Here is a 23,552-nt window from a genome sequence, read left to right on the forward strand (position 1 = left end):
CAGGTCGGCCCGCCGCGCCGACGGGCGGCGGTCCACTCGGCATCCGGCAGGTCGCGGTGTTCCGTCGCCCGGAGACCGCGACCTGCCGAAAACTCGAGTGAATCCGCAATCAGCGGGGGCGGTTGTCGCCCTTGCCGAGCTTGTTGAAGTCGATCTTCGGCAGCTTGAAGCCCGGGGGCAGCCCCTGGCCGGCGGCCAGGTCGTTCGGGTCGAGTCCCGGCGGGAGCTGCGGCATGCCGCCCGGGAACCCGCCCGGCATCCCGGCGCCGGCGCGCGGCCGACCGCCGCCCTTGGTGCCCTTGCGCTTGTTCTTCGGCGACTTGGTCGCCTTGCGCCGGCCACCGCCGGGCAGGCCCATCATGCCGCCCATCTGCTTCATCATCTTCTGCGCGTCGGCGAAGCGGTTGAGCAGTTGGTTGACGTCCATCACGGTGACGCCCGAGCCGTTGGCGATGCGGGCGCGGCGGGAACCGTTGATGATCTTCGGGTTGGTGCGCTCGCCCGGGGTCATCGACCGGATGATCGCGGTGACCCGGTCGAAGTGCTTGTCGTCCAGCTCGGCGAGCTGGTCCTTCATCTGCCCCATGCCCGGCATCATGGCCAGCACGTTGGCGATCGGGCCCATCCGCCGCACGGCGATGAGCTGGTCGAGGAAGTCCTCCAGGGTGAACTGCTCGCCGCCCATCAGCTTGGCGGTCATCTTCTCCTTCTGATCGGCGTCGAAGGCCTGCTCGGCCTGCTCGATCAGAGTGAGGACGTCGCCCATGCCGAGGATCCGGCTGGCCATCCGGTCGGGGTGGAAGACGTCGAAGTCCTCCAGCTTCTCGCCGGTGGAGGCGAAGAGGATCGGCTGGCCGGTGACCTCCCGCACCGACAGCGCCGCGCCGCCGCGGGCGTCGCCGTCGAGCTTCGACAGGACCACACCGGTGATGCCGACACCGTCGCGGAACGCCTCGGCGGTCCGGACGGCGTCCTGACCGACCATCGCGTCGATGACGAAGATGACCTCGTCCGGGTCGACCGCGTCGCGGATGTCGGCGGCCTGCTGCATCATCTCCGCGTCGATGCCCAGCCGGCCGGCGGTGTCGACGATGACGATGTCCCGGGCGGCCCGCCGCGCGTGCTCGATCGACGCCCGGGCCACCTGCACCGGGTCACCGACGCCGTTGCCGGGCTCCGGGGCGTACACCTCGACGCCGGCGCGGCCACCGAGCACCTGGAGCTGCCCGACGGCGTTGGGGCGCTGGAGGTCGGCGGCGACCAGCAGCGGCTGGTGGCCCTGGGTCTTGAGCCAGCGGGCCAGCTTGCCGGCGAGGGTGGTCTTACCGGAACCCTGGAGACCGGCGAGCATGATCACGGTCGGCGGCTGCTTGGCGAACTGGAGCCGCCGCCCCTCGCCACCGAGGACGTTGATCAGCTCCTCGTTGACGATCTTGATGATCTGCTGGGCCGGGTTCAGCGCCTGGGACACCTCCGCGCTCCGGGCCCGCTCCTTGACCCGGGCGATGAAGCCCTTGACCACGGGCAGGGCGACATCCGCCTCCAGCAGCGCGAGGCGGATCTCGCGCGCGGTGGCGTCGATGTCGGCGTCGGTGAGCCGCCCCTTGCCGCGGAGCTTGGTGAAGATCCCGGAGAGGCGGTCACTCAAGGTGTCAAACACGCGAACATCCTGTATGTCGGGGTTCCGGCGGGTAACGGGCCGGCGGGTGCGACACACCCGGCCACCGCTAGGGTAGCCGCCCACCACCCCGATCGCCGCGTCACCGCGCAGTCCCGCGATCTTGCCACCGGCGGGCGGCGCCCGGCCGGGCCCGCCCGGCCGCCCGGGTCAGAGCTCGACCAGGCCGGACTGGTAGGCGTAGACCACGAGCTGGGCGCGGTCCCGGGCGCCGAGCTTCACCATGGCCCGGCTGACGTGGGTCCGCGCGGTCGCCGGGCTGACCACCAGCCGGTCGGCGATCTCCGCGTTGCTCAACCCCTCGCCGACCAGCCCGACCACCTCCCGCTCCCGGTCGGTGAGCGCGTCGAGCCGGGGATGCGGCCGGGGCACCCGGGCCGGCCGGGCGGCGAACTCGCGGACCACCCGCCGGGTCACCGACGGCGAGAGCAACGCCTCGCCGGCCGCCACCAGCCGGATCGCCCGCAGCAGCTCGACCGGCGGGGTGTCCTTGGTGAGGAAGCCGCTCGCCCCGTGCCGCAGCGCGTCGAACACGTACTCGTCCAGCTCGAAGGTGGTGAGCACGACCACCCGGGTCGCGGCCAGCTGCGGGTCGGCGACGATCCGCCGGGTCGCCTCGATCCCGTCGATACCGGGCATCCGGACGTCCATCAGGACCAGGTCGGGCCGCTCCCGCCGGGCCAGCTCGACCGCGCCGAGCCCGTCCGCCGCCTCGCCGGCCACCGCGAGGTCGTCCTCGCTCTCCACCAGCGTCCGCAGCCCGATGCGGACCAGGTCCTGGTCGTCGGCGATCAGCACGCGGATCATCTGGTCTCCTCCACCGGCAGCGTCGCGTACACCCGGAATCCTCCACCGGAGGCGGCACCGGCGGTGAACGACCCGCCCAGCGCGGTGACCCGCTCCCGCATGCCGGCCAACCCGTGACCCCGGCCGGTGGACGGCCGCGCGGGGGCGCCGGCCGCCGCGCCCCGGCCGGTGTCGGTGACCTCCACGCTGACCCCGCCGGGCGCGTAGCCGACCCGGACGGTCGCGGTGGCCGGGCCGGCGTGGCGCAGCACGTTGGTCAGCGACTCCTGCGCCACCCGGTACGCGGCCAGGTCGACCGCCACCGGCAGCGGCCGGGGCTCCCCGGCGACCTCGACCGTGACCGGCAGCCCGGCGCCGGCCAGCCGGTCCCGCAGTTCTGGCAGCTGCGCGAGTCCCGGCGCCGGGGCCCGCTCCCCGCCGGCGTCGCCGCGACGGACCACGGTCAGCGTGACCCGCAGCTCGTCCAGGGCCTCCTTGCTGGTCCGGCTGATCGCGGTCAACGCCGCCTCCGCCTGCTCCGGCCGCTTGGCCAGCAGGTGCAGCGCGATCTCCGCCTGCATGTGGATGGCGGCGAGGCCGTGGCCGACCACGTCGTGCACCTCCCGGGCCACCCGCAGCCGCTCGGCGTCGGCCAGCCGGCGGGCCTCGTCCACGCGACCGCGAGCCGCGCTCTCCCGGACCAGCCGCACCGTGGTCCCGACCGCGAACGGCACCACCACCCAGGCGGCGGCGGGCATCAGACCCAGCAGCCCCGGCGGCCGGACGCCCACGAAGACGTGGACCAGCAGCGCGGCCAGGGCCACCGCGCCGGCCACCGCCGCCGTCCGCAGCGGCAGGTACGCCGCGACCGTGTAGACCGCCACGAAGAACGACAGCAGGATCGGCCCGTAGGGATTGCCCAGCACCAGGTACGCCGTGGCGACGGCGGTGACCACCCCCAGCGTCGCCAGCGGCCAGCGCCGCCGGGCCGCCAGCACCAGGGCGGCCACCGCCACCAGCGGGTACGCCCACCGGCCCGCCGCAACGCCCTGGTTGGCCCCGGCCGGTCCGGTGCCGAGCAGCCCGAACGCGAGCAGGCCGAGGGCGAGAGCGGCGTCCACGACGCCCTCCCGCCACCCGGCCCGGTTCCGGTCCACGCCGCCCCTCCCCGCCCTAACCGATGTCCCGCCGCTGCAGCAGCAGCCCGCCCACCGCCGCGAAGGCGACCAGGTAGCCGGCCACCACCAGCGCCGCCTGCCCGCCGCCGACCGTCGCGGCGACCCCCGGCGTGTCGCCGGATGCGCCGAGCGCCGCCGCCAGCGACCCGGCGTTGGGCCCGGGCAGCCCCTGCTGCGCCCGGGCCACCCAGTCGAGCAGCGGCGCGGCGATGGCGGCCAGCAGGTTCTGCACCGCGAGCAGCCACACCAGCCCCAGGCCGACGGGGAGGGCCACCGCCCGCAGCGCCACCGCGAGCCCGGCCCCGAGCATCGCCCACATGGTGTCGATGAGCCACCCCGCTCCGACCCCGACCGCCAGGTCACCGGCCGACGGCCAGCGCACCGGCTGCGACTCGGCGACCCCGATCAGGGCGCTGGCCACCGCGCCGACGGCGAAGACCGAGAGCACCACGACCAGGGCGGCCGCGGCCAGGGCGAGCAGCTTGCCGGCGTACACCTCGAGTCGGGACGGACCCTGCGAGAGCACGGTCTTCCAGGTGCCCCAGCCGTACTCGCCGCCGACCGCGAGCACGCCGAGGATGAGCAGGATCGCACCCAGGAAGACCGGCAGCCCGCCGAGCGAGTTGCCCACCAGCCGGTCGGGCAGCAGCATCGGCAGTGTCCGCTCGCTGTTCGGGCCGCTCGTGCCGCCGGCGATGCTCGCGTACGGGAAGAGGTAGGTGAAGACCAGGGAGAGCGCCAGCGTGATGGCCAGCAGCAGCCAGGACGCCGGCCGCCGGACCAGCTTGGCCGTCTCGGCCAGGAAGCTACGCGACATCGGCCGTTCCCTTCTCGATGAGGTCGAAGAACACCTGCTCCAGATCACGTTCCCGGGGTCGCAGCTCGCGGACCGCCACCCCGGCGCCGACCAGCTCGGTGTTGAGCCAGGCCGCCCGGTCCGGCTCGACCGACAGCTCCAACCCGCCGTCCACCACCCGCACCCGCTCCGCCCCGACCAGCGCCCGGGCCCGCTCCGCCGCCTCGTCGAGCGGGTCGGCCAGCACCCGGAGGCCGGCCGCGCCGCGCAGGTCGGCGACGGTCCCCTCGGCGATCAGCCGGCCCCCGGAGATCACCCCCACCCGGTCGCAGACCTGCTCGACCTCGCCGAGCAGGTGACTGGAGACCAGCACCGTGCACCCGGCCGCGCCGAGCCGGCGGATCAGCGTGCGCATGTCCGCCATGCCGGCCGGGTCGAGACCGTTGGTCGGCTCGTCCAGGATCAGCAGCCGAGGGTCCTTGAGCAGGGCGGCGGCCACCCCGAGGCGCTGCTTCATGCCCAACGAGTAGCCGGCGTACCGGTCGCCGGCCCGCCCGGTCAGGTCGACCAGGTCCAGCACCAGCGACACCCGGTCGGCGCCGACCCCGGCGTAGCGGGCGAGCACCCGCAGGTTCTCCCGCCCGGACAGGTAGGGGTAGAAGGCCGGCCCCTCGATCAGCGCGCCGACCCCGCTGAGCCGGCCGGCGCCGGGCGCCCGGCCGAGCAGCCGGACCGTGCCGGCGGTCGGCCGGACCAGCCCGAGCAGCATCCGCAGCGTGGTGGTCTTGCCGGCGCCGTTCGGGCCGAGGAATCCGTACACCTCGCCGGCCCGGACGGTCAGGTCGAGCTCCCGCACGGCGGTCAGCCGGCCGTACCGCTTGGTGAGTCCTTCGGTCTGCACTGGCGTGTCCATGCCCTGACGGTGCCCGACGGCGGGGCGTCCGGCGTCGGCGCGCGGGCGGCTGTCCGCGTACGCAACCGGACGTAGTGCGGCCGGGCCGCCAGCGCTCAGACGGCGGCGAGCACGGCGGCCTCCAACCGGGCCCGGGTGTCGTCGTCCGGCCAGCCGCCGACCAGGTAGAACGCGTCCACCACGTCCCCGCCGAGGGTGGAGATCCGGGCCGCGCGCACCTGCGCGCCGGCCTCGTCGAGGGCGCAGGTCACCCGGTAGAGCAGGCCGGCCGCGTCGGCCGCGCGCAGCTCCAGCAGCACCGCGTCGGTGGCCGCCTCCCGGTGCCAGACCACCCGCGGCGCCGCCCCGGACCCGCGCGCGGACAGCGCCCGGCCGCGCAGCCGCTGGGTGACCGAGACGTCCCCGGTCACCGCCCGCCGCAGGTCGCTGCCGAGCGCGATCGGATCCGGCGGCAGGCCGTGGCGGGGCTGCACCCGGCACTGCACCAGCGCCCGCCCGTCCACCGTGCTGGCGTCGGCGGAGAGCACCTCCAGCCGGTGCAGCGCCAGGCACCCCGCCACCGTCGCGAGCAGGCCGCGCCGGTCCGCCGCGGCCACCGCCACCTGGTCCCCGGTCAGGTGTACGACGGGCAGCGGCCCGGCCACCAGCGCCGGGTCCGGTGCGGGCGGGGCGGGCAGCGCGCCGGTGTCCAGCGCGGTCCGGACCCGGGCGACCAGTTCGGCGACCAGCCGGCCCTTCCAGTCCGACCAGGCGGCCGGCCCGGTGGCGGCGGCGTCGGCGCGGACCAGGGCGTGCAGCAGGTCGAGGGTGGCCGGGTCGCCGACCGCCTCGGCCACGCCGGCGATGGTCTTCGGGTCGGCGAGGTCGCGCCGGGTGGCCACGTCGGGCAGCAGCAGGTGCAGCCGGACCAGCGTGCCGATCAGCGCCACCTCGGGCGCGGGCAGGCCGGTCCGGGTGGCCACCGCCTCGGCGATCGGCGCCCCCACCGTGCGGTGATCCCCCGGCAGGCCCTTGCCGATGTCGTGCAGGAGCGCGCCGAGCAGCAGCAGGTCGGGGCGGTCCACCTCGCGGGCGTGCCGGCTGGCCTCGGCCGCGGTCTGCACCAGGTGCCGGTCGAGGGTGAACCGGTGCACCGGGTTGTGCTGGGGCAGGCTGCGCAGCCGGGTCCACTCCGGCAGCCAGCCGTCCACCAGCCCGTACCGGTCGCAGGTCTCCCAGGCGGGCACCAGGCCGGGGCCGGCGCCCAGCAGGGTGACCAGCGCGGCCCGGGCCTCGGCCGGCCAGGGCGCCGGCAGCGGCGGGCAGTAGGCGGCCAGCCACTCGCAGGTGGCCCGGGCGATCGGCAGCCGGGTGGTGGCCGCGGCGGCGGCGATCCGCAGCGACAGGCTCGGGTCGGGCCGGGCCCCGATGGCGGTCCGGGCCAGCACCAGCTCGCCGTCGTGTTCCACCACGTCCCGGGCCACCGGCCGGCGCGGCGGGCGCCCGCCGGCGCCCCGCCGGCGCCCGGAGCGGAGCCGGTCCGCCGCGCGGAAGGCGTCGTCGAGGGCGTGGCTGACGGTACGGGCGTCGCCGGCGACCCGCCGCAGCAGCGCGTCACCGTCGCCCACGACGGCTCCCGCTCGCCGCGGGTGCCCGGGGTCGGACCCGCCGGGCTGGAGTTGTCGCAGGCCGAGCAGCGCGGCGACCCCGTCGCGTTCCTGCGCCACCAGCCGGTCCACCCGCCGGCCGACCTGCTGGTGCAGCGCGTCCCGGGTGTCCAGCAGGCGCAGGTGCGCGGCGCGGACCGCGGGGCGCGGCGCGTCGGTCACGCCGGCCATCGCGATCGCCCGCAGGAGGCCCACGTCGCGCAGCCCGCCGGCGGCCTCCTTGAGGTCGCCCTCGAGCAGGAAGGCCAGCTCGCCGTGGGCCTGCCAGCGGGCGACGGTGGCCTCCCGGAGCACGGGCAGCCGGCGTACGGCGGTCCGCCGCCAGTGGTCGGCGGCGGTGCAGGCCAGCGCCCCGGCGAGCGCGGCGTCCCCGGCGACCAGCCGGGCGTCGAGCAGCCCGAGGGCCACCTTCACGTCGTCCTGCGCCACCGAGAGCGCCTCGGGCACGGTGCGCACCGAATGGTCCAGCCGCAGCCCGGCGTCCCAGATCGGGTACCAGAGGGCGGCGGCCAGCTCGTCGACGCCCGGCACGCCCGCGTGCAGCAGCACCAGGTCCAGGTCGCCGTGCGGGGCGCACTGCCGCCGCCCCAGCCCGCCGACGGCCAGCAGCGCCACCCCGGCCCGCCGCGGCAGCAGCGACCGCAGCCAGGCGTCGTACGCCTCCGCCCGGGCCGCCCGCGCCGCCGCGCCGATGCCCCCGCGCACGCCGACGACCTCGTTGATCAAGAGGTCGGCGTCGCCGGTGCCGGCGGCGTCTCCCCTGATCAACGAGGTCATGTCGGTCGGTACGCGCTCAGAGCGCGTCGAGGCCGCGCTCACCGGTACGGACCCGGACGACCTCCTCGACCCCGGTCACCCAGACCTTGCCGTCGCCGATCTTGCCGGTCCGGGCGGCCGCCACGATGGCGTCCACGATCTTCTCGACGTCCATCTCGTCGGTGAGCACCTCGACCCGGATCTTGGGCAGGAACTCGACCGTGTACTCGGCACCCCGGTAGACCTCGGTGTGCCCCTTCTGCCGGCCGTAGCCCTGGACCTCGCTGACGGTCAGGCCGGCCACGCCGAGGGCGTGCAGGGCCTCCTTCACCGCGTCCAGCTGGTACGGCTTGATGACCGCGGTCACCAGCTTCATGTCCAACCCCTCCATCCCAGGAACGTTAACCGCCGACCTTCTCGTCGACCGGCTCGGACGCCGGCTCGGCGGGCGCCGCCACCGGCTTGGCGGCCCCCGCGGTCGTGCCGGGGGAGCCGATTCCGGCCATCGCGAACGCGCCGCCGGCGCTGCCGCCCGCCGGGGAGAGGTCGTAGCCGCTCTCCGCGTGCTCGGCGATGTCGATGCCCTCGACCTCGGCCTCGGGCCGGGCCCGGAAGCCGATCGTCTTCTCGATGGCGAAGGCGAGCAGCCAGGCGATGCCGAACGACCAGACGCTGACGATCAGGCCGGCCAGGGCCTGCCGGCCGAGCTGGGTCAGGCCGCCGCCGTAGAACAGGCCGTCGGAGGCGCCGACCACGTCGGTGATGGCCGCGTTGACCGAGTTGGTGGCGAACAGGCCGAGCCAGAGCGAGCCGATCCAGCCGCCGACGAAGTGCACGCCGACCACGTCGAGGGAGTCGTCGTAGCCGAGCTTGTACTTCAGGCTGACCGCCAGCGCGCAGACCGCGCCGGCGACGAGGCCGAGCAGCACCGCCGCCCACGGGGCGATGAAGCCGCAGGCCGGGGTGATGGCGACCAGGCCGGCGACGGCGCCGGAGGAGGCGCCCACCATGGTCGGCTTCCGGTCCTTGATCCACTCCACCGCGATCCAGCCGAGCAGCGCGGCCGCCGTGGCGAGCTGGGTGTTGAGGAAGGCGAGACCGGCCACCGAGTCGACGGTCAGCTCGGAGCCGGCGTTGAACCCGAACCAGCCGAACCAGAGCAGGCCGGCGCCGAGCGCGACCAGCGGGATGTTGTGCGGCTTCATGCCCTCCCGCGGCCAACCGAGCCGCCTGCCGAGCACCAGGGCCACCGCCAGGGCGGCCGCACCGGCGTTGATGTGCACCGCGGTGCCGCCGGCGAAGTCGAGCGCGTGGATGTCGCCGCCGATGATGCCGCCGCCCCAGACCCAGTGCGCGACCGGGAAGTAGACCAGCGTGGCCCAGCCGAAGGCGAACAGCAGCCAGCCGGCGAACTTCGCCCGGTCGGAGATCGCGCCGCTGATCAGCGCCACGGTGATCACCGCGAAGACCATCTGGAAGGCCATGAACACGTACAGCGGGACGCCGATGCCGCTCGGGTTCTCCGCCGTCGCGCCCCAGAGGTCCGTCTCGGCGAGGAACGTCTTGGTGCCCAGGTATGCGGCCGGGTCGCCCCAGAAGCCGTTGACATCACTGCCGAAGGCGATGCTGAAGCCGTAGAACCACCACAGCACGGAGATGAGCCCGATCGCGGAGAAGCTCATCATCATCATGTTGAGTACGCCCTTGGCCCGGTTGAGGCCGCCGTAGAACAGCGCCAGTCCGGGCGTCATGAGCAGCACGAGCGCGGTCGACACCAGCAACCAGACGGTGTTGCCGGAGTCAATCGTCGGTGCTTCAGGCACGCTGGACCTCCTAAAGGTGAAGTTCCCTCCTTCACGGCTTCCGGGGCAGCGTCGCCCGTACGCCGGATGCGCGGAAGCCTCGCCGCCGGCTGTTTCCTCCAGCGTCACCCGTCGATTTCCGTACGGTGACGGCTTGTTTCAGACGTGTGAAGAGAACCTCACCGCCCGCGAGGACCGCAGGGACGGACCGGGCAGAACGGGACGGAACCGGTCAGCGCAGCGCGTACTCCAGGGCGTGCCGCTCGTAGTCGAGCAGCCGCAGGTCGCGCATCGGCCGGCGCAGGTGCCCCTTGTGCACGATCCGGACGAAGGCCGGCTCGCCGGCGGCGGCCATCCGGCGGATCCCCTCCACGTGGTCGACGATCCGCTTGCGGATGGTCCGGATCAGCCGGTGCCGGTCCCGCGGGATCAGCCCGTACGCGTCGGCGAAGAGCCGCAGCCGGCGGGGCCGGTCCGGGTGCTTCCAGCCGAGCGTGATCGAGTCCCGGTCGGAGAAGATCGGCACCCAGGTCCAGGCCGCGTACGCCACGTCGTAGATCCGGGCGCCGGGCGAGGCGAGGTCGAAGTCGATCAGCCCGAGGGTGCCGTCCGGCCGCCAGATCACGTTGTGCGGGGCGGCGTCGTGGTGGCAGATCACCTCGGTGTCCGGCGGCGGCGGGCCGAACGAGCGCCAGACCGCCCCGGGCGGCGGGACGAAGCCGTACTGGGCGTCGTGGAACATCCGCAGCATGGTGGCGACGGTCACCAGCGCCTCGTCGGTGACCCAGTGCGCGGCGAGCGGGTACTCCCCGCACTCCCCCTCGAGGTACGACAGGACCTCCCGGTTGCGCTCGTCCATGCCGAGCGCCCGCGGGGCGCCGGTGAACCCGACGTACTCCAGGTGCCGCAGCAGGGCGTGCACGCTGGGCGTCCACGGCCCGGCGTTGCGCCGCACCGTGTCGCCGACCCGGACCACGGTGCTGACGTTCCCGCCGTGCAGCGGGATCTCCTGCGAAGTCACGTACGGTCTCCCGAGGCGTGGCGCCGGATGGCTGGGGTCGCGCCACCCCGCGTAGGCGCGATCGTCAGTCGTCACTTCGAGGTTACGCGTCCCGTCCGGGGGCTTCGGTGCCCAGCAGCGCGTCGACGAACTGCGCGGGGTCGAAGGGAGCCAGGTCGTCCGGGCCCTCGCCGAGCCCGACCAGCTTCACCGGGATGCCCAGCTTGCGCTGCACGGCGATCACGATGCCGCCCTTGGCGGTGCCGTCGAGCTTGGTCAGCACCACGCCCGTCACGTTGACCACCTCGGTGAAGACCCGGGCCTGCTCCAGCCCGTTCTGGCCGGTGGTGGCGTCCAGGATCAGGATCGTCTCGTCGATCGGGCCGTGCTTCTCCACCACCCGCTTGACCTTGCCGAGCTCGTCCATCAGGCCGACCTTGTTCTGCAGCCGCCCGGCGGTGTCGATCAGCACGGTGTCCACGCCGGTCTCGATCCCGCGCTTGACCGCGTCGAAGGCGACGCTCGCCGGGTCGGCCCCCTCCGGCCCGCGGACGGTCTCGGCGCCGACGCGACCGGCCCAGGTCTCCAACTGGTCGGCGGCGGCGGCCCGGAAGGTGTCGGCCGCGCCGAGGATCACGTTACGGCCGTCGGCGACCAGCACCCGGGCGATCTTGCCGCAGGTGGTGGTCTTGCCGGCGCCGTTGACGCCGACCACCATCAGCACCGCCGGCACGCCCTCCTTGGGCGCGGTGTTCAGCGACCGGTCCAGCGTCGGGTCCAGGGCGTTGACCAGCTCGGCGGCGAGCAGGGCGCGCAGCTCGCTGCCGGACCGGGTGCCGAGCACCCGGGTGCACTCGCGCAGCCGGTCGACGATCTCGCGGGTGGCGTCGATGCCGACGTCCGCGGTGATCAGGCTGTCCTCGATCTCCTCCCAGGTGTCCTCGTCGAGGTGGTCCCGGCTGAGCAGGCCGAGCAGGCTCTTGCCGAACACGTTCTGCGAGCGGGACAGCCGGGAGCGCAGCCGGACCAGCCGCCCGGCGGTCGGCTCGGGCACCTCCAGCACCGGCGCCGGGGCCTCGACGACCGGCGGCTCCACCAGGATGCCCGTGGTCAGGTCGGCCTCCGGCGCCACCACCGGCGGCCCGGCGAGGCCCTCCTCCGCCCGGGTGCGCACCTCCTCCTTCGGCAGCGGCGGCTCCGGCCGCCGGCGCAGCCGCGGCACGACCAGCCCGATGGCACCGAGGATCAGCACGCCGAGCAGGGCGAGGGCGATGAGGAGGTATTCCGTCATGCCGAAATCCTGTCAGATGCCGGCGACGCCGTCCCAGCCACCGCACCCCGCGGCGTCATTCCCCGGCAGTAGGCTCGACCGCAGCCAGCAGTGGTGCGACCGCCGGCGGGGTAGTAAAGAAGAAGTCCGCTCACCTCGGAGGTCCACCATGCCCGCGGCTCATCTGCTCATCGGCCCGCTGCTGCGGCGGGTCGTCGGCACGCGGGCCACCGTCTGGGTCGAGACCAGCGCGCCGGCCGTGGTCACCGTCCGCACAGCCGACGGCGCCGGCGGCACCGCGCCCACCTTCTCGGCGTACGACCACCACTACGCGCTGGTCGTGGTGGAGGGGCTCACCCCGGACAGCGCGACCAGCTACGAGGTGCTGGTCGACGGCGAGACGGTCTGGCCGGTGCCGAGGAGCGGCTTTCCGGCCAGCGTGATCCGGACCCGGGCCGCGGACGACCGGGACCAGCCGGTGCGGCTGCTCTTCGGCTCCTGCCGGGAGACCACCCAGCACGCCACCACCCGGCGGCTGCCCCCGGACGCGCTGGACGCGTACGCCCGGCGGCTGATCGCCGACCCGGACCCGGCCGCGCTGCCCGACCTGCTGCTGCTCCTCGGCGACCAGGTGTACGCGGACGTGACCTCGCCCACCGTGCGGCGGCTGCTGAAGCGGCGCCGGCGGCGGCCGAAGGGTGCCCCCGGCGACCAGGTGGTGAGCTTCGACGAGTACACCAAGCTCTACCTGGAGTCCTGGCGCGACCCGGAGATCCGCTGGCTGCTCTCCACGGTGCCGAGCGTGATGATCTTCGACGACCACGAGATCATCGACGACTGGAACACCTCCGCCTCGTGGCGCTCCGAAGCCCGGCGGCAGCCCTGGTGGGCGGAGCGGATCGGCAGCGGGCTCGCCTCGTACTGGGTCTACCAGCACCTGGGCAACCTCTCCCCGGACGAGATCGCCGCCGACCCGGTCTTCGCCAAGGTGAGCGTCGCCGAGGACGCCACCGGCGTGCTGCGCGAGTTCGGGCACCGGGTCGACCAGGAGAGCGACCTCGCGCACGACACCGAGCGCTGGCGGGCGGTGCAGTACCAGTGGAGCTACGCGCTCGACCTGGGCCGGACCCGGCTGGTGATGCTGGACAACCGGTGCAGCCGGGTGCTGGAGCCGGGCCAGCGGGCGATGCTCCCGCCCGGTGAGTGGTCCTGGTTCCTCGACCAGGCGCACGGCGTCTACGACCACCTGGTGGTGGGGGCCTCGCTGCCCTGGCTGCTGCCGCCGGGCATCCACCACGTGGAGTCGTGGAACGAGAAGCTCGCCGACTCGCGCCGGCGCTGGGTGGCCGGCCTCTCCGAGAAGCTGCGCCGCGGGCTCGACCTGGAGCACTGGGCCGCCTTCCGGCGCTCGTTCGACGCGCTCGGCGCGCTCTTCGCCCGGATCGGCAGCGGCACCCCGGGCGCGCCCGGCGACCGGGTCGGCGCCGGGCCGGCGTACGCGCCACCGGCCTCGATCAGCGTGCTCTCCGGTGACGTGCACCACTCGTACGTGGCCCGGGCCCGGTTCGACGACCCGGGGGTGGCCACCCCGGTGCACCAGCTCACCTGCTCCCCCATCCACAACCAGGTGCCCGCCGGGATCCGCCCGCTGATGCGGTTGGGCTGGTCGGCCGGCCCGGCCGGGGCCGCCCGGGCGCTGGCCCGCTCGGCCGGGGTACGCCGGCCGGCACTGCGCTGGCGGAAGCTGGCCGGCCCGTACTTCGGCAACGCGGTCGCCACCCTGGTGCACCGGGGCCGCTCGGCCGAGGTGACCATCGAGGGCACCACCAGCGACGGCCACCTGCGGCCCGTGATGCGACGGCGGCTCACCGACGGCGCTTGATCCGGCCCGTACCCTCTACGCGTGGACGACGAGCTTCCGGAGCCGCTGCGGGCGGTCGAGCACGAGCTGACCGTCCTGCTGCGCCGGGGGCGTGCGGTCTCCTGGGAGATCGCCCGGGAGGTGCACCCCAACCTGGAGCCGAACGCGTACGGGCTGCTGCTCTGGCTGCGCCGGTGCGACTCGATCCGGCTCACCGACCTGGCCGCCCGGCTCGGCGTCGGCAAGGGCACGCTGAGCCGGCAGATCAACGGGCTGGAGTCGCTGGGTCTGGTCCGCCGCGACCCGGACCCGGGCGACCGCCGGGCCGCCCAGCTGAGCCTCACCGAGGAGGGGCGGCGCCGGTTCGACACCGCCCGGTCGGCCCGGCTCCAGCAGTTCCGGCGCACCCTGGAGGACTGGCCGACCCGGGACGTCGAGGAGTTCGCCCGGCTGCTGAGCCGGTTCAACGAGATGCCGCTCTGAGCTGACCCGACCGGTCGGGAACAATGCCTCGCAGAGCAGAGTTGTTGCTTCAGGCAACGAAGGCTTACGGTTGCCCGGGGCAACGCCCCGCCAGACTCTTTCGACTCCCGCCGGAGGCAGCCACGATGAGCTCCGCGCCAGCGCCCGCCCGGGCGACCGCCGTCGACATGACCCACCGGCAGGTGCTGGAGGCCCTCTCCGGCCTGCTGCTGGGCATGTTCGTCGCGATCCTCTCCGGCACCGTCGTCTCGAACGCACTGCCGAGGATCATCACCGAGCTGGGCGGCGGCCAGTCCGCGTACACCTGGGTGGTCACCTCGGCGCTGCTCGCGACCACCGCGACCACCCCGATCTGGGGCAAGCTCGCCGACCTGACCAACAAGAAGGTCCTGGTCCAGATCTCGCTGCTGATCTACGTGGTCAGCTCGGTGCTGGCCGGGCTCGCCCAGGACACCGGGCAGCTGATCGCCTGTCGGGTGCTGCAGGGCGTCGGGGCCGGCGGCCTCACCGCGCTGGCCCAGGTGATCCTGGCCACCATCATCGCCCCGCGCGAGCGCGGCCGGTACAGCGGCTACCTCGGCGCGGTGATGGCGGTCGGCACCATCGGCGGCCCGCTGATCGGCGGCGTGATCGTGGACACCTCCTGGCTCGGCTGGCGCTGGTGCTTCTACGTCGGGGTGCCGTTCGCGCTCGCCGCCCTGGTGGTGCTGCAGAAGACGCTGCACCTGCCGGTGGTGAAGCGGAAGGCCACCATCGACTGGTGGGGCGCCACGCTGATCACCGCAGCCGTCTCACTGCTGCTGATCTGGGTCTCGCTGGCGGGCGACTCGTTCGCCTGGGGCTCCTGGCAGACCGCCGCCATGGTGGCCGGCGCGCTGCTGCTCGGCGCGCTCGCGGTCCGGGTCGAGCACCGGGCCGCCGAGCCGATGATCCCGCCGCGGCTGTTCCGCTCCCGGACGATCACCCTGGCCACCGTCGCCAGCATCGCGGTCGGCGTCGGCATGTTCGGCGCCTCGGTCTTCCTCAGCCAGTACTTCCAGATCAGCCGCGGGCAGAGCCCGACCATGTCCGGCCTGATGACCCTGCCGATGATCCTCGGCCTGCTGGTCTCCTCCACGGTCACCGGCCGGCTGATCACCCGGACCGGCCGGTGGAAGCGGTACCTGGTCGCCGGCACCGCACTGCTCACCGTCGGCTTCGCGCTGATGGGCACGCTCCGCGCGGACACCAGCTTCGCCCTGCTCGCCGGCTACATGGCGGTGATCGGTGTCGGGCTCGGCATGAGCATGCAGAACCTGGTGCTCGCGGTGCAGAACACCGTCGGCGCGCACGAGCTGGGCGCCGCCAGCTCGGTGGTCGCCTTCTTCCGCAGTCTCGGCGGGGCGGTGGGCGTCGCCGCCCTCGGCGCGGTGCTCGCCCACAAGGTCAACGACTACCTCGCCGAAGGGCTCGCCGCGCTCGACATCCCCAGCTCCCGCTCCGGCAGCGGCGGCACCCTGCCCGACGTGCACACCCTGCCGGGTCCGATCCGGGGCGTGGTGGAGGGCGCGTACGGCCACGCGGCCGGCGACATCTTCCTGGTCGCCGCCCCGTTCGGGCTGATCGCCCTGATCGCGGTCTGCTTCATCCGGGAGGTGCCGCTGCGCCGGCACACCGGCAACCCGGTCGCCACCGAAGTCGAGCAAGAATCGACAGTGGCGGCCGGCGCCGGGGCCGCCGTGATCCGGACCGGAGAACGGAGCTGAGGTGACCGTCGACACCCCTCGGGAACGCGAGGACTACGGCCCCCGCACCCGTCCGCTGCCCTTCGAACGGGGCACGGACGGGCCCCGGGTGGTGCTGGTGGGCGTGGACGGCACCCGGACCTCCGAACGGGCCGGCTCGTACGCGGCCGGCCTCGCCCGCCGACAGGGCGCCGCCCTGGTGGTGGTGCACGTCCGCGCGGCCGCCGGGTTCACCGCCCTGGTGCCCGGGGTGGACGCCGGCGCGCTGGAGCGCTGCCACGACGAGCTGACCGAGGAGCTGCGCCGGGAGTGCCGGCGCGGCGCCGAGGAGCTGGGGCTGCCGGTGACCTTCCTGTGCCGGCGCGGCGACGCGTACACCGAGCTGCGGGCGGCGGCCGACGAGTTCCGGGCGGACCTGGTGGTGGTCGGGGCGTCCGAGCAGGCCGGGCACCGCCTGGTCGGCTCGGTCGCCACCCGCCTGGTCCGCGCCGGCCGCTGGCCGGTCGTGGTGGTGCCCTGATATCCGGTCGCGGGTCGTCCGGCCCACCGAGCAGGATGGCCGGCATGACCTGGAGAGCACCGGAGATCGTCCGGACCCCCGAGCCCTACGTCGGCGACGAGCGCACGATGCTGGAGGGCTGGCTCGACTACCACCGGCAGACCCTCCTGCTCAAGTGCGCCGGGCTGACCGCCGAACAGCTGCGGACCGCGAGCGTCGAGCCCTCCGGGCTCACCCTGCTCGGCCTGGTCCGCCACCTGGCCGAGGTGGAGGCCTGGTGGTTCCGGGAGAACTTCGCCGGCCAGAAGGTCGACTACCCGTACTACACGCCGGACAATCCGGACGCCGACCACGACGTGCGCGACGCCGACGCCGAGGCCGACTTCGCCACCTTCCGCCGCGAGGTGGAGCTGGCCCGGGCCGCCGCGGCGGGCCGCTCGCTGGACGAGACCTTCACCGAGATCGGCCCGAAGCGCCGGACGTTCAACCTGCGCTGGGTCTACGTGCACATGATCGAGGAGTACGCCCGGCACAACGGCCACGCCGACCTGATCCGGGAACGCATCGACGGCGCCACCGGCGAGTGACCCGACCAGGACGGCCGGGCGGCGCGGGTCAGTACGCCAGCGCCGCCCGCAGGTAGCGCAGGTCGTCCGGGCCGCTCCAGCGGTGCGCCGACAGCCCGGCCGCCCGGGCGCCGCGCACCGACCAGTCCTCGTCGTCGACGAAGAGCACCCGGTCCGGCGGGGTGGCCACCGCCTGGCAGGCGGCCTGGAAGTACTCCTTGGCCGGCTTGTTGACCCCGAGCCGGTAGGAGCTGACCACCACGTCGAGCTCGCCCACGAGGCCGAGCGCGGCCAGGTCCTCGTCGAGCAGGTCGGTGGCGTTGGTGGCCAGACCGACCCGGATGCCGCCGGCCCGGGCCTCGCGGACGAAGTCGAGCACGTCGGTGTCCACCTCGCCCCGGTACCGCTGCCACTCCTCGACGGCGGCCCGGGCGCGCTCGGCGCCGCCGGCCGGCTCGGTCAGCGCGTCGGCCACGCTGGTCATCCAGTCGGCGTGGCTGACCTGACCGGTGAGCACCGGCTGGAGCCGCCCCCACTGCATGGCGATCTCGGTCAGCACCCCCTCGGCGAGCCCGTAGCGTCGCTCCACCCCGGCGGCGACGGCCGGGTCCCAGCGCCGCAGTACGCCGTCGAGGTCCACCAGGAGCGCCGTCGCGCGTTCCCGAGCCACTCAGTTCTCCTGCCGTTCGTCGTCGCCCTCGGCCCGGTTGAGCCGCTGGCTGATCACCTGGGTGACGCCGTTGCGCATGGTCACCCCGTAGAGGGCGTCGGCGACCTCCATCGTCCGCTTCTGGTGCGTGATGACGATCAGCTGACTCTTCTCCCGCAACTGTGCCAGCAGGGTGATCAGCCGTCCCAGGTTCACGTCGTCCAGGGCCGCCTCGACCTCGTCCATGATGTAGAACGGGCTGGGCCGGGCGCGGAAGATCGCCACCAGCATGGCCACCGCGGTCAGCGACCGCTCGCCGCCGGAGAGCAGCGAGAGCCGCTTGATCTTCTTGCCGGGCGGCCGCGCCTCCACCTCCACCCCGGTGGTGAGCAGGTCGTCCGGGTCGGTCAGCACCAGCCGCCCCTCACCGCCGGGGAAGAGCACCGTGAAGACCTGCTCGAACTCCCGGGCGGTGTCGGCGAACGCGCTGGCGAAGACCTCCAGGATCCGGTCGTCGACGTCCTTGACCACGGTGAGCAGGTCCCGACGGGTGGCCTTGAGGTCCTCCAGCTGCTCGGAGAGGAACTTGTAGCGCTCCTCCAGCGCGGCGAACTCCTCCAGCGCGAGCGGGTTGACCTTGCCCAGCAGGGCCAGCTCGCGCTCCGCCTTGGCGGCCCGCTTCTCCTGCACCGGCCGCTCGTAGCGGACCGGCTCGGGCACCGGCCGGCCCTCCTGCTCGGCCAGCGCGAGGTCCGCCTGGGTGGGCGGGACCGGCTGGTTCGGACCGTACTCGGCGACCAGCGTCTCCACGTCCAGGCCGAAGTCCTCGGCGGCCTTCGCCTCCAACTGCTCGATGCGCAGCCGCTGCTCGGCACGGGCCACCTCGTCCCGGTGCACCTGGCTGGTCAACCGCTCCAGCTCGGCGCCGAGCCGCTTGGCGGCGCCGCGCACCTCGGAGAGCTCGGCCTCGCGGGCGGCCCGTTCCCGCGCCACCGCGTCGCGGTGCTCCTCGGCCGCGGCGATCGAGGCGGTCAGCCGGGTGAGCGCCTCCCGGGCGCCGCCGGCGACGGCCCGGGCGATCCCCGCGCCGCGGGTCCGCGCCGCGCGCCGCGCCGCCGCGCGTTCCCGCGCGGCCCGCTCGGCGGTGGCCTGGCGCCGCAGCGAGTCGGCCCGTCCCGCGATCGAGGCCACCCGCTCCTCGGCGGTACGCACCGCGAGCCGGACCTCCATCTCGTTCTGCCGGGCCTGCGGCACCATCGCGGCGAGCTGGTCCCGCTCCTCGGTGGAGGGCTCGGCGTCGACCGGGGTCTCCTCGGCCAGCCGCAGCCGCTCCTCCAGTTCGGCGAGCCGCAGCAGGTCCTGCTCCCGGGCGGCCTCGGCGCGGGCCCGGGACTCGCCGAGCCGGTCGGTCTCCGCCTTCGCCGACCGGGCGGCGGCGCCCAGCTCGGCCAGCCGCCGGGCGGCCGCGTTGCGCTGCCCCTCCGCCTCCCGCTTCGCCGCGGCGGCGTGCTGCACGGTCTCCTTCACGGCGGCCACCTCGGCCCGCGCCTCGACCAGTTGCTCGCGCAGTTCGGCGCTGCTCCGTTCGGCGGCGAGCCGGTTCGACCGGGCCTCCTCGACCGCCGCCTGCACCTCGATGAAGCTGGGCGCCTTGGCCGAGCCGCCGGCCGCCGCGTACGCCCCGAGCACGTCGCCGTCCGGGGTGACCGCGCGCAGCTCGGGGTTGCCCGCCGCCACCTCGGCGGCGGCGGCCAGGTCGTCGACCAGCACCACGTCGCGCAGCGCCCGGTGCACGGCCGGACGGATCCCGGCCGCGCACTCCACCAGGTCGGGCGCCCAGCGCGCGCCGTCGGGCAGCTTCGGCCGCAGGGCGTCGGCGGATCCGTCCATGCCCGGCCCGGCGGGGCTGCCCACCAGCAGGCCGGCCCGGCCCGCGTCGGAGATCTTCAGCAGCCGCATCGCCTCGACGGCCTCGTCCACCCCGCTCACCGCGACCGCGTCGGCGAGGCCGCCGAGCGCGGCGGCGAGCGCGGCCTCGTGCCCGGGCGCGACGGTGAGCAGCCCGGCCAGGCTGCCCAGCAGGCCGGGGACCTCGTCGGCGCGGGCCAGCAGCGCACCGGCGCCGTCCTTGCGGCGCAGGCCCAGGGCGAGCGCCTCCTCACGGGCCTTCCAGGTGGCGGCGTCCTTCTCCGCCGTCCGCTCCGCGTCGGTCAGCGTCCGGACGGTGGCCTGCGCCTGCTCCAGGGCGGCGACCGCCTCGGCGTGCCGGGCGTCCAGGTCGGCGTTGTCCCGGTCCGCCTCGGTGGACTCGGCGGCCACCGCGTCCAGGTCGGCCTGGGCCCGCTCGGCCCGGGCCAGCGCGTCGGCGTGCGCGGCGGCGAGCCGTTCGATCTCCTCGCCGGCGCTGGTGGTGCGGGCCCGGGCCGAGTTCACCTGCCCGGTCAGTCGGGCCAGCCCCTCCCGGCGGTCGGCGATCGCCTTCGCCGCGGCGACCAGTTCCCGCTCGGCGGCGGCCAACTGGCGTTCCAGCTCCTGCCGGTGCTCGACCGCCTCGGCGAGCCGGATCTGGTCGTCGGTCAGCGCGCCGCGCAGCTCCTCCTCCTGCTCACGGACCCGCTCGGCCTCGGCCTCCAGCTGGTCCGGGTCGCGCCCGGGGCGCTCGTCGTCCGGGGTGGCGCTGAGGTGGCGCAGCCGCTCCCGGGCCAGCTGCTCGATCGAGCGGAACCGCTCCTGGAGGGCGGAGAGCTTGTACCAGGTGTCCTGCGCGGCGGCGAGCAGCGGGGCGTCCTCGGCCAGCGCCGCCTCCAGCTCGCCGAGGCGCCGCTGTACCTCGGTGTGCTCGCCCTCGACCTGCTCCCGCCGCTCGCGCAACGCGGTCTCGTCGGCGATCTCCCTGTCCAGGGTGGCGCGCAGGGTGGCCAGGTCGTCGGCGAGCAGCCGCAGCCGGGCGTCGCGCAGGTTGGCCTGGATCGCGGCGGCCCGGCGGGCCACCTCGGCCTGCCGGCCCAGCGGCTTGAGCTGGCGGCGCAGCTCGGCGGTGAGGTCGGTGAGCCGGTTGAGGTTGGTCTGCATCGCGTCGAGCTTGCGCAGCGCCTTTTCCTTGCGCTTGCGGTGCTTGAGGACGCCCGCGGCCTCCTCGATGAACGCCCGGCGGTCCTCCGGCTTGGCGTGCAGCATGCCGTCGAGGCGGCCCTGCCCGACGATGATGTGCATCTCCCGGCCGATGCCGGAGTCGGAGAGCAGCTCCTGGATGTCGAGCAGCCGGCACGAGTTGCCGTTGATCTCGTACTCGCTCTCGCCGGAGCGGAACATCCGGCGGGTGATCGACACCTCGGTGTACTCGATCGGCAGCGCGCCGTCGGTGTTGTCGATGGTCAGCGTCACCTCGGCGCGGCCCAGCGGGGCCCGGCCGGCGGTGCCGGCGAAGATGACGTCCTCCATCTTGCCGCCGCGCAGCGCCTTGGCGCCCTGCTCGCCGAGCACCCAGGCGATGGCGTCGACGACGTTGGACTTGCCGGAGCCGTTCGGGCCGACCACGCAGGTGATCCCGGGCTCCAGCTTGAGCGTCGTCGCGGAGGCGAAGGACTTGAAGCCCTTCACCGTCAGGCTCTTGAGATGCACCTTCTCGATCCTCGTCCGGTGGCCGCCGTACCGTCGCCGGCTGCGCGGACCTGGGTGAACCCGCAGACTAACCCGGCGCCGGGTGCGGCGCGGCACGTGACCCGCCCCCGCCGTTTCCGACGGCGGCCGGCAATGGGGAAGACCGGCTCACATCCGGGCCCGCCGGAGCTGTTTAACCCGGCCGGCCGATCGCAGTTCCGCGAACCCTCGGTCAGTTACAAGATCGCTTTATGCGCCCGCGAAAAGGGGGCGGACAGAGCTGCGCGCCGGCACAAATGTGTCGGCGCGCTTTTTTGCGTGGTGCGATTCAGTTTTCCGACCCGGAGTTCAGGTGAGCGCCGGCTCGGCCAGACGGAGCAGATCGTCCGCCTCCGCCGCGGCCGCCGCGAGCCGATCGTTCTCGGCACGCACCCGGGTGAGCTCGAACTCCAGTGCCTGAACCCTGGCACGCAGTCGGGTGACCTCGTCGAGCAGGCGCCGGTCGGGCGCCGCACCTACGTGGCCGTAGAGGGCCTTCGCCATGTTGACTCCTTGATATGCGCTGCCGGAAAGGCCGGCCAACGCGCGCCCCTGTGTTCGCGGCTGTCATTCCAACTGTTCTTGGGCATGACCGGGCGCGACTGGCGACACCTACATATTGAGCCGATACCCCCTCCTTCGTCAAGTTCTCGCAGGCCGTAGATCATCTCCACGTCGACCTGTCCACTTGCCGGGGGGCCGCCACAAGGCACAGACACGCTCTGTCCGGACACCTTTACTGTACGCCCTGGTTCGTGGGAACTCCCTACCCGGACGCCCGACTTCCCCTTAACTCTTTCTTAGCCACGTTGCCGCAGGTAGAACGCGGCCCGTAGCGTCACCCCGGCCCGCAACCGACCCGTGGAGGCTACGGCGTGTACGGATGGACCGACCCGAACGACCCGGACGGCGCTCGTCGGCGCCCCGAGCCACCGGCCGACGAGCCGTCCTGGCTGACCGACCGTCCGGCACCTCGGTCCTCCTACCTGTTCGGTGACGAGCCGGAGCAGCCGGCCGAGGAACCGCAGCCCGGACAGCCGGCCGGCGGGTGGCACGGCGAGCGGGCCGACGCCCACCGGTCGACCCGGTGGACCCCGGCCGACGGCCCCGGATCCGATCCGTACCGGGACCAGCCCACCGAGCGGTGGCAGCCCACCGGCGCCTGGGACGCCGCCCCGGCAGCCGGCCGGTGGAGCGACCAGCCGACCGGCGCGTGGAGCGACCAGCCGGGTGAGGCCTGGTACCGCGACCAGCGCACCGAGCAGTGGCAGCCCACCGAGGCGTGGCACGGCGACCAGCCCGGCGCCGGGTGGCGCCGGGATGAGCCCACCGGGCGGTGGCCGGCGGAGCCCGCCACCGACTGGCGCCGCGAGGAGCCCGCCGAGCGGTGGGCCGGCGAGCCGGTCACCGGGGAGCTGGCCTCCACCGGCGGCCACCCCGGGTTCGCCGGCGGGCCGGACCTCGGCGCGCACCGGACGGCCGGCGCCGACCAGGAGCCGGCCGACGGCCGGCACCGCAGCCCCCGCCGGCTCCCCCGGCCGGCCCTGATCGGCGGTGCCGCCGCGGCGGCCACGCTGGTGGTCAGCCTCGGCGTCGGCGCCGTCGCGCTGACCGGCGGCGACGACCGGCCGGAGACCACCACGGCGGGCGACGACACGGTGGCCGCCGCGCCCCTGCTGCCCGACTCGACGTCGGCGCCCGCGGACGCGCTGGCCACACCGACCCCGAGCACCGCGCCGACCACGGCGAAGCCCGCCCCGTCCCCGACGAGGACCGTCAAGCCGACGCCGGCGCCCACGCGGACCACCGCGCCCTCCCGCCGGACCGTCGAGCGCAGCACCTCGCCGGCCGGCGTCGCCGCGGGCGGCACTGTCAGCAGCCAGGCCCGCGAGGTGGTCAACCTGGTCAACGCCGAGCGGGCCAAGGCCGGCTGCGGCGCGCTGAGCATCGACGACAAGCTGATGACCGCCGCCCAGCGGCACAGCCAGGACCAGGCCGACCACCAGAACATGTCGCACACCGGCAGCGACGGCAGCGACGCCGGCGAGCGGCTGGACCGGGTCGGCTACTCCTGGCGCACCTACGGCGAGAACGTGGCCTGGAACCAGAAGACCCCGGCCGCCGTGATGGACGCCTGGATGAACAGCTCCGGTCACCGGGCCAACATCCTCAACTGCGCCTTCACCGAGATCGGCGTGGGCATCGCGAGCAGCAACGGGCCGTACTGGACCCAGGTCTTCGCCGCGCCGCGCTGAACCGCGAATCGTGGTCGGGTCCGCGCTCGTTTGACCGGGTGAGGTACGCCG

General features: G+C 74.4%; 19 protein-coding genes. 6 read left to right on the forward strand and 13 right to left on the reverse strand.

Features of this window, described 5'->3' with window-relative positions:
- Positions 1 to 109: 109 nt before the first annotated feature.
- The 10 genes from ffh to ftsY all read right to left on the reverse strand — a co-directional run bounded on the left by ffh (position 110) and on the right by ftsY (position 11,846).
- Positions 110 to 1,660 (reverse strand): signal recognition particle protein, encoded by a 1,551-nt coding sequence (gene ffh / locus AC1WTP_RS09545; RefSeq protein ID WP_481648852.1) that lies wholly within the window; start codon positions 1,658 to 1,660, stop codon positions 110 to 112.
- Between the two features lie 168 nt (positions 1,661 to 1,828).
- Entirely contained in the window at positions 1,829 to 2,485 is a 657-nt protein-coding gene (locus AC1WTP_RS09550; protein WP_481648853.1) for a response regulator transcription factor, read from the reverse strand.
- The gene (locus AC1WTP_RS09555; protein ID WP_481648854.1) at positions 2,482 to 3,621 is read right to left on the reverse strand and encodes a sensor histidine kinase; all 1,140 of its coding nucleotides are present in this window, start codon (positions 3,619 to 3,621) and stop codon (positions 2,482 to 2,484) included. Before AC1WTP_RS09555 ends, AC1WTP_RS09550 begins: the two co-directional genes overlap by 4 nt.
- 16 nt (positions 3,622 to 3,637) lie before the next feature.
- Positions 3,638 to 4,459: an ABC transporter permease gene (locus AC1WTP_RS09560; RefSeq protein ID WP_481648855.1), complete on the reverse strand. Its 822-nt coding sequence runs from the start codon at positions 4,457 to 4,459 to the stop codon at positions 3,638 to 3,640.
- Positions 4,449 to 5,351: an ABC transporter ATP-binding protein gene (locus tag AC1WTP_RS09565; RefSeq protein ID WP_481648856.1), complete on the reverse strand. Its 903-nt coding sequence runs from the start codon at positions 5,349 to 5,351 to the stop codon at positions 4,449 to 4,451. Before AC1WTP_RS09565 ends, AC1WTP_RS09560 begins: the two co-directional genes overlap by 11 nt.
- A 95-nt stretch (positions 5,352 to 5,446) precedes the next feature.
- Positions 5,447 to 7,774, reverse strand: coding sequence for a [protein-PII] uridylyltransferase (locus AC1WTP_RS09570; RefSeq protein ID WP_481648857.1), 2,328 nt, complete (start codon positions 7,772 to 7,774; stop codon positions 5,447 to 5,449).
- A 16-nt stretch (positions 7,775 to 7,790) separates the two neighbouring features.
- A complete protein-coding gene (locus AC1WTP_RS09575; protein ID WP_170839442.1) occupies positions 7,791 to 8,129 on the reverse strand; it encodes a P-II family nitrogen regulator in 339 nt (112 codons plus the stop codon).
- Positions 8,130 to 8,154: 25 nt separating this feature from the next.
- Positions 8,155 to 9,576, reverse strand: coding sequence for an ammonium transporter (locus tag AC1WTP_RS09580; protein ID WP_481648858.1), 1,422 nt, complete (start codon positions 9,574 to 9,576; stop codon positions 8,155 to 8,157).
- A 211-nt stretch (positions 9,577 to 9,787) separates the two neighbouring features.
- Positions 9,788 to 10,651: a phosphotransferase gene (locus AC1WTP_RS09585; protein WP_481648859.1), complete on the reverse strand. Its 864-nt coding sequence runs from the start codon at positions 10,649 to 10,651 to the stop codon at positions 9,788 to 9,790.
- 7 nt (positions 10,652 to 10,658) lie between these two features.
- A complete protein-coding gene (gene ftsY / locus AC1WTP_RS09590) occupies positions 10,659 to 11,846 on the reverse strand; it encodes a signal recognition particle-docking protein FtsY (RefSeq protein WP_481648860.1) in 1,188 nt (395 codons plus the stop codon).
- Positions 11,847 to 11,994: 148 nt separating this feature from the next.
- On the opposite strand from ftsY, the gene AC1WTP_RS09595 reads away from it, so the two are divergent.
- From AC1WTP_RS09595 to AC1WTP_RS09615, 5 genes are all read left to right on the forward strand, one after another.
- The gene (locus AC1WTP_RS09595) at positions 11,995 to 13,707 is read left to right on the forward strand and encodes an alkaline phosphatase D family protein (RefSeq protein WP_481648861.1); all 1,713 of its coding nucleotides are present in this window, start codon (positions 11,995 to 11,997) and stop codon (positions 13,705 to 13,707) included.
- Positions 13,708 to 13,728: 21 nt separating this feature from the next.
- Positions 13,729 to 14,169 (forward strand): MarR family winged helix-turn-helix transcriptional regulator, encoded by a 441-nt coding sequence (locus tag AC1WTP_RS09600; RefSeq protein WP_481648862.1) that lies wholly within the window; start codon positions 13,729 to 13,731, stop codon positions 14,167 to 14,169.
- 125 nt (positions 14,170 to 14,294) lie between these two features.
- The gene (locus AC1WTP_RS09605; RefSeq protein ID WP_481648863.1) at positions 14,295 to 15,914 is read left to right on the forward strand and encodes an MDR family MFS transporter; all 1,620 of its coding nucleotides are present in this window, start codon (positions 14,295 to 14,297) and stop codon (positions 15,912 to 15,914) included.
- 1 nt (position 15,915) lies between these two features.
- Positions 15,916 to 16,413, forward strand: coding sequence for a universal stress protein (locus AC1WTP_RS09610; RefSeq protein WP_481648864.1), 498 nt, complete (start codon positions 15,916 to 15,918; stop codon positions 16,411 to 16,413).
- Positions 16,414 to 16,457: 44 nt separating this feature from the next.
- Positions 16,458 to 16,979, forward strand: a complete 522-nt coding sequence (locus tag AC1WTP_RS09615; RefSeq protein WP_481648865.1) for a DinB family protein — start codon at positions 16,458 to 16,460, stop codon at positions 16,977 to 16,979.
- A gap of 28 nt (positions 16,980 to 17,007) precedes the next feature.
- Here AC1WTP_RS09615 and AC1WTP_RS09620 read toward each other — a convergent pair whose 3' ends face one another.
- The 3 genes from AC1WTP_RS09620 to AC1WTP_RS09630 form a co-directional block, all read right to left on the reverse strand.
- Positions 17,008 to 17,628: an HAD family hydrolase gene (locus AC1WTP_RS09620; RefSeq protein WP_481648866.1), complete on the reverse strand. Its 621-nt coding sequence runs from the start codon at positions 17,626 to 17,628 to the stop codon at positions 17,008 to 17,010.
- Positions 17,629 to 21,228, reverse strand: a complete 3,600-nt coding sequence (gene smc / locus AC1WTP_RS09625) for a chromosome segregation protein SMC (protein WP_481648867.1) — start codon at positions 21,226 to 21,228, stop codon at positions 17,629 to 17,631.
- 327 nt (positions 21,229 to 21,555) lie between these two features.
- The gene (locus AC1WTP_RS09630; protein ID WP_120778149.1) at positions 21,556 to 21,750 is read right to left on the reverse strand and encodes a hypothetical protein; all 195 of its coding nucleotides are present in this window, start codon (positions 21,748 to 21,750) and stop codon (positions 21,556 to 21,558) included.
- A 371-nt stretch (positions 21,751 to 22,121) separates the two neighbouring features.
- Here AC1WTP_RS09630 and AC1WTP_RS09635 point away from each other — a divergent pair, with 371 nt between their 5' ends.
- Entirely contained in the window at positions 22,122 to 23,501 is a 1,380-nt protein-coding gene (locus tag AC1WTP_RS09635) for a CAP domain-containing protein (RefSeq protein WP_481648868.1), read from the forward strand.
- The last annotated feature ends 51 nt before the right edge of the window (positions 23,502 to 23,552 follow it).

The sequence above is a fragment of the Micromonospora sp. R311 genome (genome assembly GCF_056780015.1).

Coding starts and splice junctions, on each gene's coding strand:
- AC1WTP_RS09570 (WP_481648857.1), bottom strand. CDS start 7,774: ATGACCTCGTTGATCAGGGGAGACGCCGCCGGCACCGGCGACGCCGAC.
- AC1WTP_RS09595 (WP_481648861.1), top strand. CDS start 11,995: ATGCCCGCGGCTCATCTGCTCATCGGCCCGCTGCTGCGGCGGGTCGTC.
- AC1WTP_RS09630 (WP_120778149.1), bottom strand. CDS start 21,750: ATGGCGAAGGCCCTCTACGGCCACGTAGGTGCGGCGCCCGACCGGCGC.
- AC1WTP_RS09615 (WP_481648865.1), top strand. CDS start 16,458: ATGACCTGGAGAGCACCGGAGATCGTCCGGACCCCCGAGCCCTACGTC.
- AC1WTP_RS09565 (WP_481648856.1), bottom strand. CDS start 5,351: ATGGACACGCCAGTGCAGACCGAAGGACTCACCAAGCGGTACGGCCGG.
- AC1WTP_RS09575 (WP_170839442.1), bottom strand. CDS start 8,129: ATGAAGCTGGTGACCGCGGTCATCAAGCCGTACCAGCTGGACGCGGTG.
- AC1WTP_RS09550 (WP_481648853.1), bottom strand. CDS start 2,485: ATGATCCGCGTGCTGATCGCCGACGACCAGGACCTGGTCCGCATCGGG.
- AC1WTP_RS09560 (WP_481648855.1), bottom strand. CDS start 4,459: ATGTCGCGTAGCTTCCTGGCCGAGACGGCCAAGCTGGTCCGGCGGCCG.
- ftsY (WP_481648860.1), bottom strand. CDS start 11,846: ATGACGGAATACCTCCTCATCGCCCTCGCCCTGCTCGGCGTGCTGATC.
- AC1WTP_RS09605 (WP_481648863.1), top strand. CDS start 14,295: ATGAGCTCCGCGCCAGCGCCCGCCCGGGCGACCGCCGTCGACATGACC.